Raw genomic sequence first — 13513 nt, 5'->3', positions numbered from 1 at the left:
TCGCCGACCTCTTCCACACATCGGCCCAATACAAAGGCCGTCCGGAAGATTGCGCCCGACAATCATAACGGGGCGTGAACGGATCGGAGGGCGGTTTCGAATCGGCTAGCGTCGGACGAATCGAGCGAGGGAACGATGGCGAGACGAACCGGCGGGGCGGACCTGCCGCTGCATGGCGGACGCGTGCCGGCTTGGCTCGGCCAGCGGATGACGCGGCTTGGCGCCGTGATGGCGGAAGCGATCGTCATCCATTACGGGCGAGACGAGCTGCTCCGACGGTTGGCGCATCCCTTCTGGTTCCAGTCCTTCGGCGCCGTGATGGGCATGGACTGGCACTCCTCCGGCGTCACCACCAGCGTCGTCGGAGCGCTCAAGCGCGGTCTTGCGCCGCTGTCCTCGGAACTCGGAATCCATGTCTGCGGCGGCCGCGGCGCGCAGTCACGCAAGACGCCGGCGGAGCTCGGCCTGATCGGCGAGCGGATCGGGATCGATGCGGAGCCGCTGACGAAAGCGAGCCGTCTGGTCGCCAAGATCGACAGCGCCGCGGTCCAGGACGGGTTTGATCTCTATCTCCACGGCTTCTTCGTCACAGACGACGGGAATTGGACCGTGGTCCAGCAGGGCATGAACGGCGACAACCGCACGGCGCGGCGCTACCACTGGCTCTCGGAAGGGCTGGAAAGCTTCGTCGACGATCCACACGCCGCGATCGACGGCGAAGCGCAGGGCCGGATCGTCAACCTTGCGGACTGCCGCGCGAAGTCGTCGCGCGATGTCCAGCTCGACCTGTTGCGAACCGTGTCGCCGGACAGGATCGCAGCGGAAGCGATCGCGCTGGAGCGTCCTTCGGTCGAGAAGACGCCCGACGCGCAGCCGATGCTGCCGCATCTCGTCATGCCGGCGCATCACGAGGTGCGTCGCCAAGACGTCGTCGAGCGGAGGCTGCAGGGCGCGATCGCAGCGGCCGCCGAGCGCGGACCGCAGGATTTTCCGGACCTGCTGCTGACGCCGGGCGTCGGCGCGCGCACGGTCCGCGCGCTGGCCCTGGTCGCCGAAGTCGTTCACGGCGCGCCCTGCCGGTTCAGCGATCCCGCGCGGTTCTCCTTCGCGCATGGCGGTAAGGATCGGCATCCCTTCCCCGTGCCGACGCGGGTCTATGACGAGACGATCGGCGTGCTGCGATCGGCCGTGGGCCGCTCCAAGCTCGGCCTCGACGACCGGCTTGACGCGCTGAAGCGGCTCGACGCGGAGGCCCGCAGGCTTGAGCGCGTCGCGACCGGACCATCGGTCGAGGCGGTGATCGCCGAGGAGCGGGCGCGATCGTACGATTATGGCGGGCGCAGCACCTTCGGCTGGGAGCCGGCGGCGCCAGCCTCTACGGAGCGAGCCAGCCGATGATCGTCGGGGCGACGAGCGCGGTGACGACGGCGTTGAGCGCCATCGCCAGCCCCGCGAAGGCGCCGGCCACGCCGTCCACCTGAAAGGCGCGCGCGGTCCCGATGCCATGCGAAGCCAGGCCCACGGCGAAGCCGCGGGCGGCGAAGTCCTTCACCCCAAGCGCGTTCATGACGGGGGTAACGAGGATCGCCCCGCTGATGCCGGTCGCGATCGCGAACACCGCTACCAGGCCGGGATCGGCGCCGATCTGGCCGGCGATGCCGAGCGCGATGCTCACCGTCACCGATTTCGGCGCAAGCGCTGTAACGATCTCGGGCGGCAACGCGAGCGCGCGGGCGATCAGGACAACGGAGACGCAGGCGACGATCGCGCCCACGACGAGCGCGGCGGCGATCGGGGCCGCGTCATGGGCGACCAGCGCCCGGTTGCGGAACAGCGAGACGGCGAGCGCCACGGTCGCCGGCCCGAGCGCGAAATGCACGAACTGCGCGCCGTCGAAATAGGTCCGGTAGTCGGTCTCGGTCACCCGCAACACGACGACGATGGCGACAATGGCGATCAGCACCGGATTGACCAGCGGGTGACGCCCCGCCGCCGCTGCAATTTGCTGCGCCGCGAGGAATGCGCCGATCGTGACGGTCAGCCAGAGCAGCGGGCTGGTGGAGAGAAAGACCCAGAGTTCGAAGAAGCGCTCGGGCGACGGCTTCATCGCGCGGCCCTGCGTTCGATCGCGCGCGCGACCAGCCGGAACACAGCGACGGTCGCGACCAGAGTTATCGCCGTCGAACCGATCAGCGCGACGGCGACGCCGAGCAGGTGACCTTGCAGCGCGTAATAGCTTTGCGCGACGCCGACGCCTGCCGGCACGAACAGCAAGCCGAGATGGCTCAGGAGCCCGTCCGCTGCCTGCTCAACCGGGAGAGGCCCTTCGTCAGGCTTCCGCATGGGCTTGAAGCGGGCGCTTAGCATGAGGGCGGCGAATAGCAGCATCACGCCGATCACCGGTCCCGGCACTGGCAGCCCCAACCCTCGCGAGATCGCCTCGCCGACGAGTTGGAACAGCAGCAGGATGAAAAGGCCCTTGAGCATGGCCGCCTCCGACCTTGGGCTCAGCGGATAAAGGGATGGATCTGCGGCATGATCGCTGCGACCACCTGCAGCCGTCCCGAGATCACCCCGCGAACGGTGATCATTTCATCGGCAATCGCCTGCAATTTGCGCGCGGGTCCTTGGAGCAGAACCACCTCCAGTGTCCTGTTTTCGTTGAGGTGCACGTGAAACGAGGCGATCACCTCGTCGATATTCGCCCGCTGGAGATCGCCCAGCCGCTGCTCGACGCCGGCCGAGGGCTGACCGTAGAACAAGGTCAGCGCGCCGCACATCACTTCGTCGCCGAACTCGCTACGATCGTCGACGAGACCGCGGTGCAGGAGCTCCGCCACGGCCTGCGAGCGGCTGGCGAAGCCGCGCCGCGCAACCGTCGCGTCGAGTTCGGCGAGAACGGTCTGCGGCAGTGAGACCGTCATGCGCTCCACGTTGAAGCGCTGGCCGCCTCCGGTCCCCGCTTTCGTCGCCGCGCTTCGAGCCATCGACGCCTCCATCTGGCATGCCTCGTGCATCGAATAGCCGTATTACGAATGTGTCAAATCGTAATACTCAGGCAGGAGATCGGCATGCGGTCCTTCCGGAAATTCATCGGCGCTGCGGCGCTGGCGCTCGCGGCGTTCGCCGCTCCCGCCTCTTCCACGCTTGCGGCCGAGCCGCTCAAGGTCGGCTATAGCGACTGGCCGGGCTGGGTCGCCTGGCAGGTCGCGATCGACAAGGGCTGGTTCAAGGAAGCCGGCGTCGACGTGCAGTTCGAGTGGTTCGACTATTCGGCCTCGATGGAGGCCTTCGGCGCCGGCAAGATCGACGCCGTGACCGTCACCAACGGCGACACGCTGGTCATGGGCTCGTCGGGCTCCAAGGGCGTGATGGTCATGCTGACGGATTACTCCAACGGCAACGACATGATCATCGGCAAGTCCGGCGTGAAGAAGCTCGCCGACCTCAAGGGCAAGAAGATCGGCCTCGAGAGCGGTCTCGTCGAGCACCTGCTGCTGCTCAACGGCCTGAAGAAGGCCAACATGAAGGACACCGACGTCGAGATCGTCAACGTCAAGACGAACGACACGCCGCAGGTGCTCGGCGACGCCGCCATCTCGGCGGTGGGCGCGTGGCAGCCGGTGGCCGGCCAGGCGATGAAGGGCTCCCCCGGCGCCCGCCCGCTCTACACCTCCGCCGATCAGCCCGGCCTGATCTACGACGTCGTGACCGTGTCGCCGACGAGCTTCGCGTCCCGCAAGGACGACTGGGCCAAGATGCTCAAGGTCTGGGACAGGGTGGTCGCCTATATCGACGACCCGAAGACGCAGCCCGACGCCGTGAAGATCATGGCGGCGCGCAGCGGCGTGCCGCCGGAGGAATATGTCCGCTACCTCAAGGGCACCAAGCTGCTGAGCGCGGTCGAGGGGGCCAAGGTGTTCAAGGACGCCGAGGGCTTCGGATCGCTCTACGGCTCCTCGCGTTACGCCGACGACTTCAACGTCAAGGCGGGCGTCTACAAGGACGCCCAAGACGTGAAGGCCTATATCGATCCGTCGATCGCGGCCAAGTAAATCTTGGAGGCGAAAGTCGTCGCGACCCCGCCGCCGACTCGGCGGCGGGCTCTCACAGCGCGGCGCCTGTTCGCCGTCGGGCGGCCGCCGGCGCCGCGCGTTCGCGCCGTGCTCGGCGTCCTCTCTTTTATTCTTCCGCTGACGCTCTGGAGTGCGATCTCCTACGCGCCTTTCCTGTGGCATCCGCTGGTCGAGATCACCGATCCCGGCGATGTGAGCTATTTCTCGGCCGGCATGCGCGCTCCGGCGGACGCCTTCGCCGAGGAGGTCGAAGCGATGACCGCCGCCGGCCAAGCGCCGCCAAGGGGCGTGCCGGCGAACCCCGTCTATCTGCCCGCCCCGCATGAGGTCGCGATCGCGCTCTGGCATGCGGCGACGCCTGCCGCCGACGCGCGCGAAGAGTTCCGGCTGAGCTCCAGCCTATGGCACTCGATCCAGATCATCTTCTGGGCGTTCCTGATCTCGTCAGCCGTGGGCGTGCCGCTCGGCATCCTGTGCGGGTCGTTTTCCGCGGTCGGGCGCCTGACCGAGCCCTTCATCGAGTTCTTCCGCTACCTGCCCGCCCCCGCCTTCGGCGCGCTTGCGGTCGCGGTGCTCGGCATCTACGACGCGCCGAAGATCGCGATCGTCGTCATCGGCACGTTCTTCCAGCAGGTGCTGATCATCGCGACGACGACGCGGCGGGTGGAATATGCCCTGCTCGAGGCCGCGCAGACGCTCGGCGCCCGCAATCTGAAGCTCGTCCGCAGGGTCGTCGTCCCCGCGATCCTGCCGGACCTCTACAACGACCAGCGCATCCTGCTCGGCTGGGCATGGACCTATCTGATCGTCGCCGAACTGGTCGGCACCTCGTCGGGGATCACCTTCTTCATCACCCAGCAGGCGCGTTACCAGCATTTCGAGAACGTCTACGCCGCGATCCTCGTGCTCGGGATCGTCGGCTTCGGCTCGGACCTCCTGCTCGCCTGGCTGGGCCGCTGGCTCTTCCCGTGGAAGAGGACCAGCGCATGAGCGATCCGTCCGCCATCGAACACCAGGTCGCCGCGCGCCTCGACCGGCTCAACGCCCGCGAGGCGATCCTTGACGTGCGCGGGCTGGTGAAGACCGTCCCGCACGGCACCTCCGAGCGGACCATTCTCAACAACGTCCACCTCAAGGTCCGCCGCCGCGAGTTCCTCTGCGTCGTCGGACCCTCCGGCTGCGGGAAGTCGACCTTGATCCGCACGATCGCCGGACTTGAGGAGGCGCAGGGCGGGGACATCCTGGTCGACGGCAAGCCCGTGCACGGCCCCGGGCCCGACCGCGCGATGGTGTTCCAGGGGTATACGCTGTTTCCGTGGCTCACCGTGCTCGGGAACGTCATGTTCGGCCTGCAGATGGCGAACAAGCCGAAGGACGAGGCGGCGCGCGAGGCGCGGCAATGGCTCGACCTCGTCGGCCTGGAGCCCTATGCCGACGCCTATCCTCACCACCTTTCCGGCGGCATGAAGCAGCGCGTCGCGATCGCCCGCGCGCTCGCGATCCAGCCGCGCATCCTGCTGATGGACGAGCCGTTCTCCGCGCTCGACGCCCGCACCCGCGCGCGGATGCAGGCCTACCTCATCGACATCTGGCGCAAGATCGACGTCACCATCGTCTTCATCACCCACGACCTCGACGAGGCCCTGCTGCTCGCCGACCGCGTGCTGGTGCTGAAGACCAATCCCGGCGAAGTCGTCGAGCTCATGGACGTGCCAGCGCTTCCCGGCGCCCGCGACCTTGATTCTCCCGCCCTCAAGGCGGCGCTGATCCGCCTCGAAGGCTTCATTCACGCGCAGGAGCAGGCGCAGGCGGCGGAGGATGAGCCGGTGACACCGATCGTCCGGCTCGCGCCGATAAAGGACGGGATCGACTGAGACTGCGGGCTGCGTGGCGCCGCCGACGTTCTACGGCGCGTTGAGCACCGCGGCGCACTCGCCGGGTAGCTTCGCGACCGTGAAGGGTGGCGGCGCCTTCGAAGGCTTCTTAGGCGAGGGATCCGGAAACAGGATCGCCCTCTGGAACCAGTAGTCGAGCTCCTTGCCGCAGCCTTCTCCCGGCACGACGTCGCGCTGAGGGCGGCAGGACTTCTCGCCGCCGCAGCCGATGCGAACGTGCATGTGATAGTCGTGGCCCCAGTTCGGGCGGACCTTCTGCAGCCATGACCGATCGCCCGTGGCCTGACGGCAGATCGCGCGCTTGATCGCCGGGTTCACCAGCACGCGCTCGACCTCCGGATCGGTCGCCACCGCCTTGATCGCCCCCAACGTGTCGGGCGTCCAATATCCGTTCACGTCGATCCGGTTTTGCGCGACGACCATCGACGACATGATCGTCTCGCGCTGCGCCATCGGGATTTCCTGGGCCGGCATCTGCCGCAGCCAGATGTCGACGTCGAGGCCGATCTGGTGCGACCCGTGCCCGCCCAGCATCGGCCCGCCGCGCGGCTGGGCCATGTCTCCGATCAGCAGGCCGGCCCAGTTCGTCTGAGCGGCGACCTTTTTCGACACCCTCTGGATCATCGCGATCAGCCGCCGCCGGCCGTAGAAGCGGTTGCGGCCGGGGCGCATGACCTGCCAAGTCGGGCCGGTCAGCGGTAGCGCGACGCCGCCCGACATGCAGCCGTTGGAATAGAAGCCGATCGAGCGGTCGGGACCTGCGTTCGGGCGCTGGACGCGCCCGAACAGCTCCTTCGCGGGCGTCATGGGCGTCGCGACCATCGGCGGCAGCGAGAAACCCGCCGGCCGGACGTCCTGGGCGTGCGCGAGGCCCGCTGAGACCCCTAGAGCGAAGAGCACGGAGACGAGCAGACGCATCGGCGTCATCCCACTTTGGCCTCGATGGCGTCCCACGTCGCGACGGCGACATCAGGCCCGCCGAGCCGCTTGATGGCGCGGATCCCGGTCGGCGAGGTCACGTTGATCTCGGTGAGGAAGCCGTCGATCACGTCGATCCCGACGAAGATCAGCCCGCGCTTCGAGAGCTCCGGCCCGATCGTCTCGCAGATCTCGTGCTCGCGGGCGCTGATCTCGGTGGTCTGCGCCGCCCCGCCGCGGATCATGTTGGAGCGCAGATCGCCCGCCGCCGGCACGCGGTTGACGGCGCCTGCGAACTTACCGTCGACCAGCAGGATGCGCTTGTCGCCCTCGGAGACCTTCGGCAGAAACTTCTGCACCATCCATGGTTCGCGGAAGCTCGTGGAGAAGAAGTCGATCAGCGACCCGTAGTTGAGGTCGTCTTCCGTGAGCCTGAAGACAGCCGCGCCGCCATTGCCGTAGAGCGGCTTCACGACGATGTCCTGATGCTCCGCACGGAACGCCGCGATCTCCGCCTTGTCGCGGGTGACAAGCGTCGGCGGCATCAGCTGCGGATATTCGAGTACGAAGATCTTTTCCGGCGCGTTCCGGACGCTCGCCGGATCGTTCACCACCAGCGTTTTGGGGTGGATGACCTCAAGCATGTGGGTCGTCGTCACGTAAGCCATGTCGAAGGGCGGGTCCTGCCGGAGCAGCACGACGTCCGCTTCGTCGCCGAGCGAAATCCGCGTCTCCTCGCCGAAAGTCACATGGTCGCCCGCGATGTCGCGCACCTCGACGGGGCGGACAAAGGCGAACACCTCGCGGCCGATCTGCGACAGGCGTTCGGGCGTATAGACGGCAAGCTCATGGCCTCGCGCCTGCGCTTCCAGCATAAGCGCAAAGGTCGAATCGCCGGCGATGTTGATCCGTTCGATGGGATCCATCTGCACGGCGACGCGAAGCGGCATGGGAGTGATTCTCTAGAGGCCGAAAGCGTTTGCAAGGTGCTGCGGCAGGCGACGCGGCGCAACCAGGATCACGTCGAACGTCACGACATATCCCGCATAAGCAGGCCTGCGCGCAAGAAAGGCTTCGGCGCCGCGACGGATGCGCGCCTGCTGTCGCGGCGTCACCGCCTCGATCGCGCGGGCGAAATCAGCGCGCGCCTTCACTTCCACAAAGGCGAGCGTGCGGCCTCGCACGGCGATCACGTCGACCTCGCCCGTGCCTTCGGTGAAGCGGCGGCCGAGAATCGACCAGCCTTTCAGCCTCAGAAGCCAGACCGCGATGGTCTCGGCGCGAAGGCCAAGCCGGAACGCGCGGAGGCGCGCGCCTGCGGCCGCCATCAGATTTTTGCCTTCGAAGAATCTTGAGCCTTCGAGAGTTCCAGGGCGCGGGCATACACCTCGCGCCGCGCGACGCCTGATGCGGCCGACACCTCCGCCACCGCGTCCTTCACCGAGGCGCGGGCGAGCGCGGCCGCGAGCAGCGCGTCGATGTCGTCCGCGGACGGCGCGGCCTCGACCGGCGGCCCGATGACCAAAACGATCTCGCCCTTCGGGTCCGGCTCGCCGGCGAGTTGAGCCGCGAGTTCGTCGAGCGGCCCACGCCGAACCTCCTCGAAGCGCTTGGTCAGTTCGCGGGCGATCGCCGCCGGCCGGGACCCAAGCCCTTCCGCAAGGTCGGCGAGCGCGTCGGCGAGCCGGGGGCCGGTCTCGAACAGCACGAGCGTCGCGGGGATGCGGGCAAGCTCCGCCGCGCGCGCCTGCCGGGCGTGGCGCTTCGGGGGCAGGAAGCCCTCGAAGAAAAAGCGGTCGGTCGGCAGTCCCGAGACCACCAGCGCAGTCAGCACCGCGGACGCGCCAGGCGCCGCGACGACGTGAACGCCCGCCTCGACCGCGTCGCGCACCAGCTTGAAGCCCGGGTCCGAGACCAGAGGAGTCCCGGCGTCGGAGATCAGCGCGACGCGCTGCCCCGCGCTGAGCCGCGCCATCACCTTCGGCCGCATCTCGGAGGCGTTATGCTCGTGATAGGCGGTGAGCGTCGCCGAGATTCCGTAATGCGAGGTCAGCTTGCGGGATACGCGCGTGTCCTCGCACAGGATGAGGTCGGCGGCGGCCAGCGTCTCCAGCGCGCGGATCGTAACGTCGGCAAGCGCCCCGATCGGCGTCGCGACAACGTGAAGGCCCGGCGCGAGCGGCGGCGCGACAAGACGCTGCCCGGCGAGGACGTAGGAGCGCCGTCCATCGACGATCTCGTCGGAGGGGGTATCCTGAGGATGTTTCTGGCGCTCCGCCCTTGGCATGCATCGGCTCGTTGGCTACTGATCAATAAACTCTATCGAGGCGCGACCCTCTCGCAAAGCGGCCCTGCAGGCCGGCGGCCTTCGCGCCAGACACGGTGAACGTCATGAACGTCCTCCCGCGGACCATCCGCAGCGCGATATTGGTCGCGGCGGCGGCGTTTGCGCTTTCCGGCTGCGACACCCCGGACAGCCCCTCCCAGGCGAAGCTCGACCCTATGCAGGGCGTGCCGACGCCGCAGGTCGAGCAGGCGCCGCTCGGCGCGCCGACGGGCGCCGCCGACATGCTCGGTCAGGGCTCGGTGAAGGTTGCGCTGGTGCTGCCGACTTCGGCCTCCGGGAACGCTGGGATGGCCGCTCAGTCCATGAAGCGGGCCGCGGAGCTCGCGATCTCCGAATCCAACGCGCCCGACATCCAGTTGGTGGTGAAGGACGACGGCGGCACCGCGCAGGGCGCGCAGGCGGCGGTCTCCCAGGCGACTGACGAGGGCGCGAAGCTCGTCATCGGGCCGCTGTTCGCCCACACCGTCGCGAGCGCCGGGCAGGTCGCGCGTCAGAAGGGCGTGCCCGTGCTCGCCTTCTCGACCGACGCCAACGTGGCCGGCCCGGGCGTGTACCTCCTGAGCTTCTTGCCGGAATCCGACGTCCAGCGAGTGGTCTCCTATGCCGCCTCGCAGGGTAAGCGGTCGTTCGCGGCGCTGCTGCCGGAAAACGGCTACGGCTCCGTCGTCGAAGGCGCCTTCCAGCAGGCGGTCGCCAAATCAGGCGGCAGGGTTGTCGGGCTGGAGCGCTACGCCGCCGACAAGACGAAGATGGCGGAGGCCGTCACCAGAATCGCCTCCGCGCTGCCCCAGGCCGACGCGCTGTTCATCCCGGCCTCCGCAGGCGACGTCCAGACGCTGATCGGCCTGCTCGCGACCAACGGCGTGAACCTCAAGCGCGTGCAATTGCTCGGAACGGGCTTGTGGGACGATCCCGCGCTCGCCCACGACGCGAGCCTCGCCGGCGCATGGTACGCCGCGCCCGACGATAGCGGCTACCGCAGCTTCGCCGCCCGCTACCGCGCCAAATACGGCGAGGACCCCGTCCGCACGGCCTCGCTCGCCTACGACGCGACCTCGCTCGCGGCGGCGCTGGTCAAGGCGCAGGGGGCAGGCGCGTTGAGCGATCAGACCTTCTCCAGCCCCTCCGGCTTCGCAGGCGTCGATGGCGCGTTCCGCTTCAAGTCGAACGGCGCCAACGAGCGCGGCCTCGCAGTCTACGAGATCGGCGGCGGGACGCCGCGTATGGTCAGCTCGCCGCCGAAGAGCTTTGGCGGACAGACCGCGCAGGCGGCGGCTCCCGCCAACTAACGAGTGAATGCTCCGTCACCAGATCCTCGACACGGCGAAGCCCTGACGACGGATCAGTTCGACCATGCCTTCCTCGCCAGGAAGGTGCAGCGCCCCCACCGCGACGAACGCTCCTCCTTGCGCGAGGATCGGCGTCGCGCGGGCAGCCATGGCGTGGTTGCGTCTGGTGATGAACGACCCGACGAAGGCCGAGATGAAATCGGCATAGCCGTCGCCGTCGAGCACGCCCGCCCAGTTCTGCCCGCGCATCGCGAGCAGATAGCCGATGCGCCGGGCCGAATAGAGCCCGGTGATCGTGCTCTCGAAGTCCTCGGGACTGACGCGCCGCTCGGCCGCGTCCTTCAGCATCCTCAGCGCGACCTCGTCCGGCACCGAGGCCAAAGCGTCGACCTGCTCGGCGGGTGTCTCCAGGCCGAGCACGGTCGCGCCCTGCTCCAGCGCGAGCCGCTCGATCCGCGCGTCCGCGGTCTCCTGCGGCGCCCCGCTGCGCGCGGCGGTCGCCGAGCAGTTCGAGCGCGAAAGCGATAAAGCGAGGAACCAGGGCTGGAGCTGCGACGCGACCGCGTGCGAGATGCCGATCGAGGCGAGCCGGCTCTCGACCGCGACCCGCGCGCTGTCCGGCAGGGCGTCGAGCGAGCCGCCCTGCGGCCGGAAGGAGCGCGCGCCCACGAGGCGGCGCAGTTCGTTTGCGATGCGCCGCGTGCTGGCGCCGGGCAGTTCGGTCGCGACCAGCTTAGAGCGCGACAGCGCGCGCAGCACGAGGTCGTCGAACGAGCTCGCAAACGCCTCACTCGAGTGCATGGTCCCGAAGAGGTAGGACGGCTGCATCCCCGGAGCGTCGACCCGCCACAGCAAGCCCGCGCCATTCACCACCATGCGGGCGGCGCTGTCGAACCGCTCGAAGCTCGCGGGATCGCTGACCTGAAGCGCTCGGACCAGATCGACCCCGCCGCAGAACGCCGCCTGCTTCGGCGCATCGTCCTCGGTTGGCCGTGGAGAAGGAGCTTCGGATGTGGGGCTGGACGAACCGGCCTGAGCAGCGGCGCAAGGCGTCAGGGCGAGCGTGGCTGCGATGGCCCCGACCCCAAGTGCGCCGCGCCAACCGCCAACAGCCGAATGCGCCATATGGCCAATGATGCGCCGCAAACGCCGCGACGCCAATCACATATTACCGCCGCGACCCTGTCATGCGGGCAGGTCGGAGGTCATTGGACCTTTTTTGTCGCAGGTCCGGCGAGGTCGCGGAACGAGGCGATTGTCGAGTCCGCATTCATTTCGTAGATCACCGGCGCGCCGGTGAACAATTCGCGCTTGAGAAGCTGGTCCGGCGTCAGCCGCTCAAGCGTCATGATGAGCGCGCGAAGCGAGTTGCCGTGCGCCGTGACGAGCGTTGTGCGCCCGCTCAACACATGCGGCAGGATTTCACGGACGAAGTAAGGAAGCGCGCGCGCGACGGTATCCTTCAGGCTCTCGCCGCCGGGGGGCGGCACGTCATAGGAGCGGCGCCACAACAGCACGCGCCCCTCGCCCCATGTCTTGCGAGCCTCGTCCTTGTTGAGGCCGGTCAGCTCGCCATAGTCGCGCTCGTTCAGCGCCTCGTCCTCGATCGTCTTCACGCCGCGTTGGCCGAGCTCCGAGAGGATCAGCTGGTTGGTGCGCTGGGCGCGGATTAGCTTCGAGGTGAAGGCGATGTCGAAGTTGACGCCTTCGGCCTTCAACCGGCGACCTGCCTCCTTCGCCTCCTCGACGCCCTTCTCCGTCAGATCGGGATCCTTCCATCCTGTGAACAGGTTCTTCAGGTTCCACTCGCTCTGACCGTGACGGACGAGGACGAGGCGACGGCTCATATGACGAACTCTCTCGGCAGGTCTCGGCGCCACTGGCGCGGGATCGATCCCTTACCCCAGCAGCGGACCGTTTGCACCGCGGCTTTTCCTCACTGGCCGGCGAAACCGAGCACGTCAGCCATCGAATAATGGCCGGGCTTGCGACGGTAGCCCCAAAGCGCCGCCTTCACCGCGCCGCGGGCGAAGATCATGCGGTCCTCTGCGCGATGGCTGAGCTCCACCCGCTCGCCAGAGCCGGCGAGGATCACGGTGTGGTCGCCGACGACGCTTCCGCCGCGCAACGTGGCGAAGCCGATCGTCCCCTCCGGCCGTGCGCCGGTATGCCCGTCGCGCGAGCGGACGGAGTGTTCCGCGAGCGATATCTTGCGCCCCTCGGCCGCCGCTTCGCCGAGCAGCAGCGCGGTGCCCGACGGCGCATCGACCTTGGCGCGATGATGCATCTCCAGGATTTCGAGATCCCAGTCCGGCCCGAGCGCGGCGGCCGCCTGACGGACCAAAGCCGCCAGCAGATTGACGCCGAGGCTCATATTGCCGGAGCGGACGATCACGGCGTGCCGGGCTGCGGCGTCGAGCCGGGCGAGGTGTTTTTCCTCCAGCCCCGTCGTGCCGATGACGTGGACGATGCGCCCCTGCGCCGCGAGTTCCGAGAGCGCGACGGTTGCGTCCGGCGTCGTGAAGTCGAGCGCGCCGTCGGCCGAAACGACCAGCGACAGCGGGTCGTCCGAGATCGCCACGCCGAGCCGTCCGACGCCCGCAAGTTCGCCGGCGTCCTGACCGATCGCCGGACTCCCCGGCCGCTCGAAGGCGCCGGAGAGCTCCGCGCCCTCGGTCTCTACGATGGCGCGGGTAAGCGCGCGGCCCATCCTGCCGGCCGCCCCCGCCACGATCAGACGCATCGACGCCATCAGCCTTCTACCCGCTTGCTTCAGTGGATCGAGCGAGCGGTCATATCAGGCGCCCCGCCGAAGATGAAACAGCGGTGACGGCGCTCGTATCATCCTGGTCGAGCTCATCCCGATCGCGGTGCTCGCCCGCGCGACTGGCCGGGCGTCCCGCGCTCTCTAGCGACCGCAAAAAGACATCCCAGCCCAGACGCGGCCTTCTGTCGCTTTCCTTTCCGAGGGAGGCGACATTTGGTCCT

The 13513-nt window shown here is 68.2% G+C and carries 15 protein-coding genes; 5 read left to right on the top strand and 10 right to left on the bottom strand.

Annotated features, from left to right (window positions below; translation table 11 throughout):
* The first annotated feature begins 135 nt into the window (after positions 1-135).
* Positions 136-1398 (top strand): DUF763 domain-containing protein, encoded by a 1263-nt coding sequence (locus EYR15_RS08930; protein WP_131003139.1) that lies wholly within the window; start codon positions 136-138, stop codon positions 1396-1398.
* On the opposite strand, the gene EYR15_RS08925 is transcribed toward EYR15_RS08930, so the two are convergent.
* From EYR15_RS08925 to EYR15_RS08915, 3 genes are read right to left on the bottom strand one after another with little or no spacing between them, the layout of a single operon-like run.
* On the bottom strand, positions 1376-2107 hold the full coding sequence (locus EYR15_RS08925; RefSeq protein WP_131003137.1) for an LrgB family protein: 732 nt from the start codon (positions 2105-2107) through the stop codon (positions 1376-1378). The genes EYR15_RS08930 and EYR15_RS08925 overlap by 23 nt on opposite strands.
* Positions 2104-2487 carry a CidA/LrgA family protein gene (locus tag EYR15_RS08920; RefSeq protein ID WP_131003136.1) on the bottom strand — a complete coding sequence of 128 codons (384 nt, stop codon included), beginning with the start codon at positions 2485-2487 and terminating at the stop codon, positions 2104-2106. Before EYR15_RS08920 ends, EYR15_RS08925 begins: the two co-directional genes overlap by 4 nt.
* Positions 2488-2507: 20 nt before the next feature.
* The gene (locus tag EYR15_RS08915) at positions 2508-2924 is read right to left on the bottom strand and encodes a CopG family ribbon-helix-helix protein (protein WP_245498233.1); all 417 of its coding nucleotides are present in this window, start codon (positions 2922-2924) and stop codon (positions 2508-2510) included.
* 147 nt (positions 2925-3071) lie between these two features.
* On the opposite strand from EYR15_RS08915, the gene EYR15_RS08910 reads away from it, so the two are divergent.
* The 3 genes from EYR15_RS08910 to EYR15_RS08900 are packed head-to-tail and all read left to right on the top strand — an operon-like array spanning position 3072 to position 5950.
* The gene (locus tag EYR15_RS08910) at positions 3072-4055 is read left to right on the top strand and encodes an ABC transporter substrate-binding protein (RefSeq protein WP_131003132.1); all 984 of its coding nucleotides are present in this window, start codon (positions 3072-3074) and stop codon (positions 4053-4055) included.
* 3 nt (positions 4056-4058) lie between these two features.
* Complete coding sequence (locus EYR15_RS08905) at positions 4059-5066, top strand: ABC transporter permease (protein WP_205741600.1); 1008 nt, start codon at positions 4059-4061, stop codon at positions 5064-5066.
* On the top strand, positions 5063-5950 hold the full coding sequence (locus EYR15_RS08900) for an ABC transporter ATP-binding protein (RefSeq protein WP_131003128.1): 888 nt from the start codon (positions 5063-5065) through the stop codon (positions 5948-5950). The genes EYR15_RS08905 and EYR15_RS08900 overlap by 4 nt, the downstream gene beginning before the upstream one ends.
* A gap of 30 nt (positions 5951-5980) precedes the next feature.
* Here EYR15_RS08900 and mepA read toward each other — a convergent pair whose 3' ends face one another.
* Genes mepA through rsmI form a run of 4 tightly spaced genes read right to left on the bottom strand, consistent with a single transcriptional unit; the run spans position 5981 to position 9176 of the window.
* Complete coding sequence (gene mepA, locus EYR15_RS08895; protein ID WP_131003126.1) at positions 5981-6898, bottom strand: penicillin-insensitive murein endopeptidase; 918 nt, start codon at positions 6896-6898, stop codon at positions 5981-5983.
* Complete coding sequence (gshB, locus tag EYR15_RS08890; RefSeq protein ID WP_131003124.1) at positions 6895-7839, bottom strand: glutathione synthase; 945 nt, start codon at positions 7837-7839, stop codon at positions 6895-6897. Before gshB ends, mepA begins: the two co-directional genes overlap by 4 nt.
* A gap of 12 nt (positions 7840-7851) precedes the next feature.
* Positions 7852-8217, bottom strand: coding sequence for a YraN family protein (locus EYR15_RS08885; RefSeq protein ID WP_131003122.1), 366 nt, complete (start codon positions 8215-8217; stop codon positions 7852-7854).
* Positions 8217-9176: a 16S rRNA (cytidine(1402)-2'-O)-methyltransferase gene (gene rsmI / locus EYR15_RS08880; protein WP_131003120.1), complete on the bottom strand. Its 960-nt coding sequence runs from the start codon at positions 9174-9176 to the stop codon at positions 8217-8219. Before rsmI ends, EYR15_RS08885 begins: the two co-directional genes overlap by 1 nt.
* Before the next feature lie 104 nt (positions 9177-9280).
* On the opposite strand from rsmI, the gene EYR15_RS08875 reads away from it, so the two are divergent.
* A complete protein-coding gene (locus EYR15_RS08875; RefSeq protein WP_131003118.1) occupies positions 9281-10525 on the top strand; it encodes a penicillin-binding protein activator in 1245 nt (414 codons plus the stop codon).
* A 15-nt stretch (positions 10526-10540) separates the two neighbouring features.
* On the opposite strand, the gene EYR15_RS08870 is transcribed toward EYR15_RS08875, so the two are convergent.
* The 3 genes from EYR15_RS08870 to dapB all read right to left on the bottom strand — a co-directional run bounded on the left by EYR15_RS08870 (position 10541) and on the right by dapB (position 13268).
* A complete protein-coding gene (locus EYR15_RS08870; protein WP_245498215.1) occupies positions 10541-11671 on the bottom strand; it encodes a TraB/GumN family protein in 1131 nt (376 codons plus the stop codon).
* A 59-nt stretch (positions 11672-11730) separates the two neighbouring features.
* Positions 11731-12372 (bottom strand): 2,3-bisphosphoglycerate-dependent phosphoglycerate mutase, encoded by a 642-nt coding sequence (locus tag EYR15_RS08865; protein WP_131003116.1) that lies wholly within the window; start codon positions 12370-12372, stop codon positions 11731-11733.
* Between the two features lie 89 nt (positions 12373-12461).
* Complete coding sequence (gene dapB / locus EYR15_RS08860; protein ID WP_131003291.1) at positions 12462-13268, bottom strand: 4-hydroxy-tetrahydrodipicolinate reductase; 807 nt, start codon at positions 13266-13268, stop codon at positions 12462-12464.
* Between the last annotated feature and the right edge of the window lie 245 nt (positions 13269-13513).

The sequence above is a fragment of the Hansschlegelia quercus genome (assembly GCF_004310425.1).
GTDB lineage: Bacteria > Pseudomonadota > Alphaproteobacteria > Rhizobiales > Methylopilaceae > Methylopila > Methylopila quercus.
Note: the sequence above shows the minus strand (reverse complement) of the source record. Positions and strands in the feature narration are given on the sequence as shown.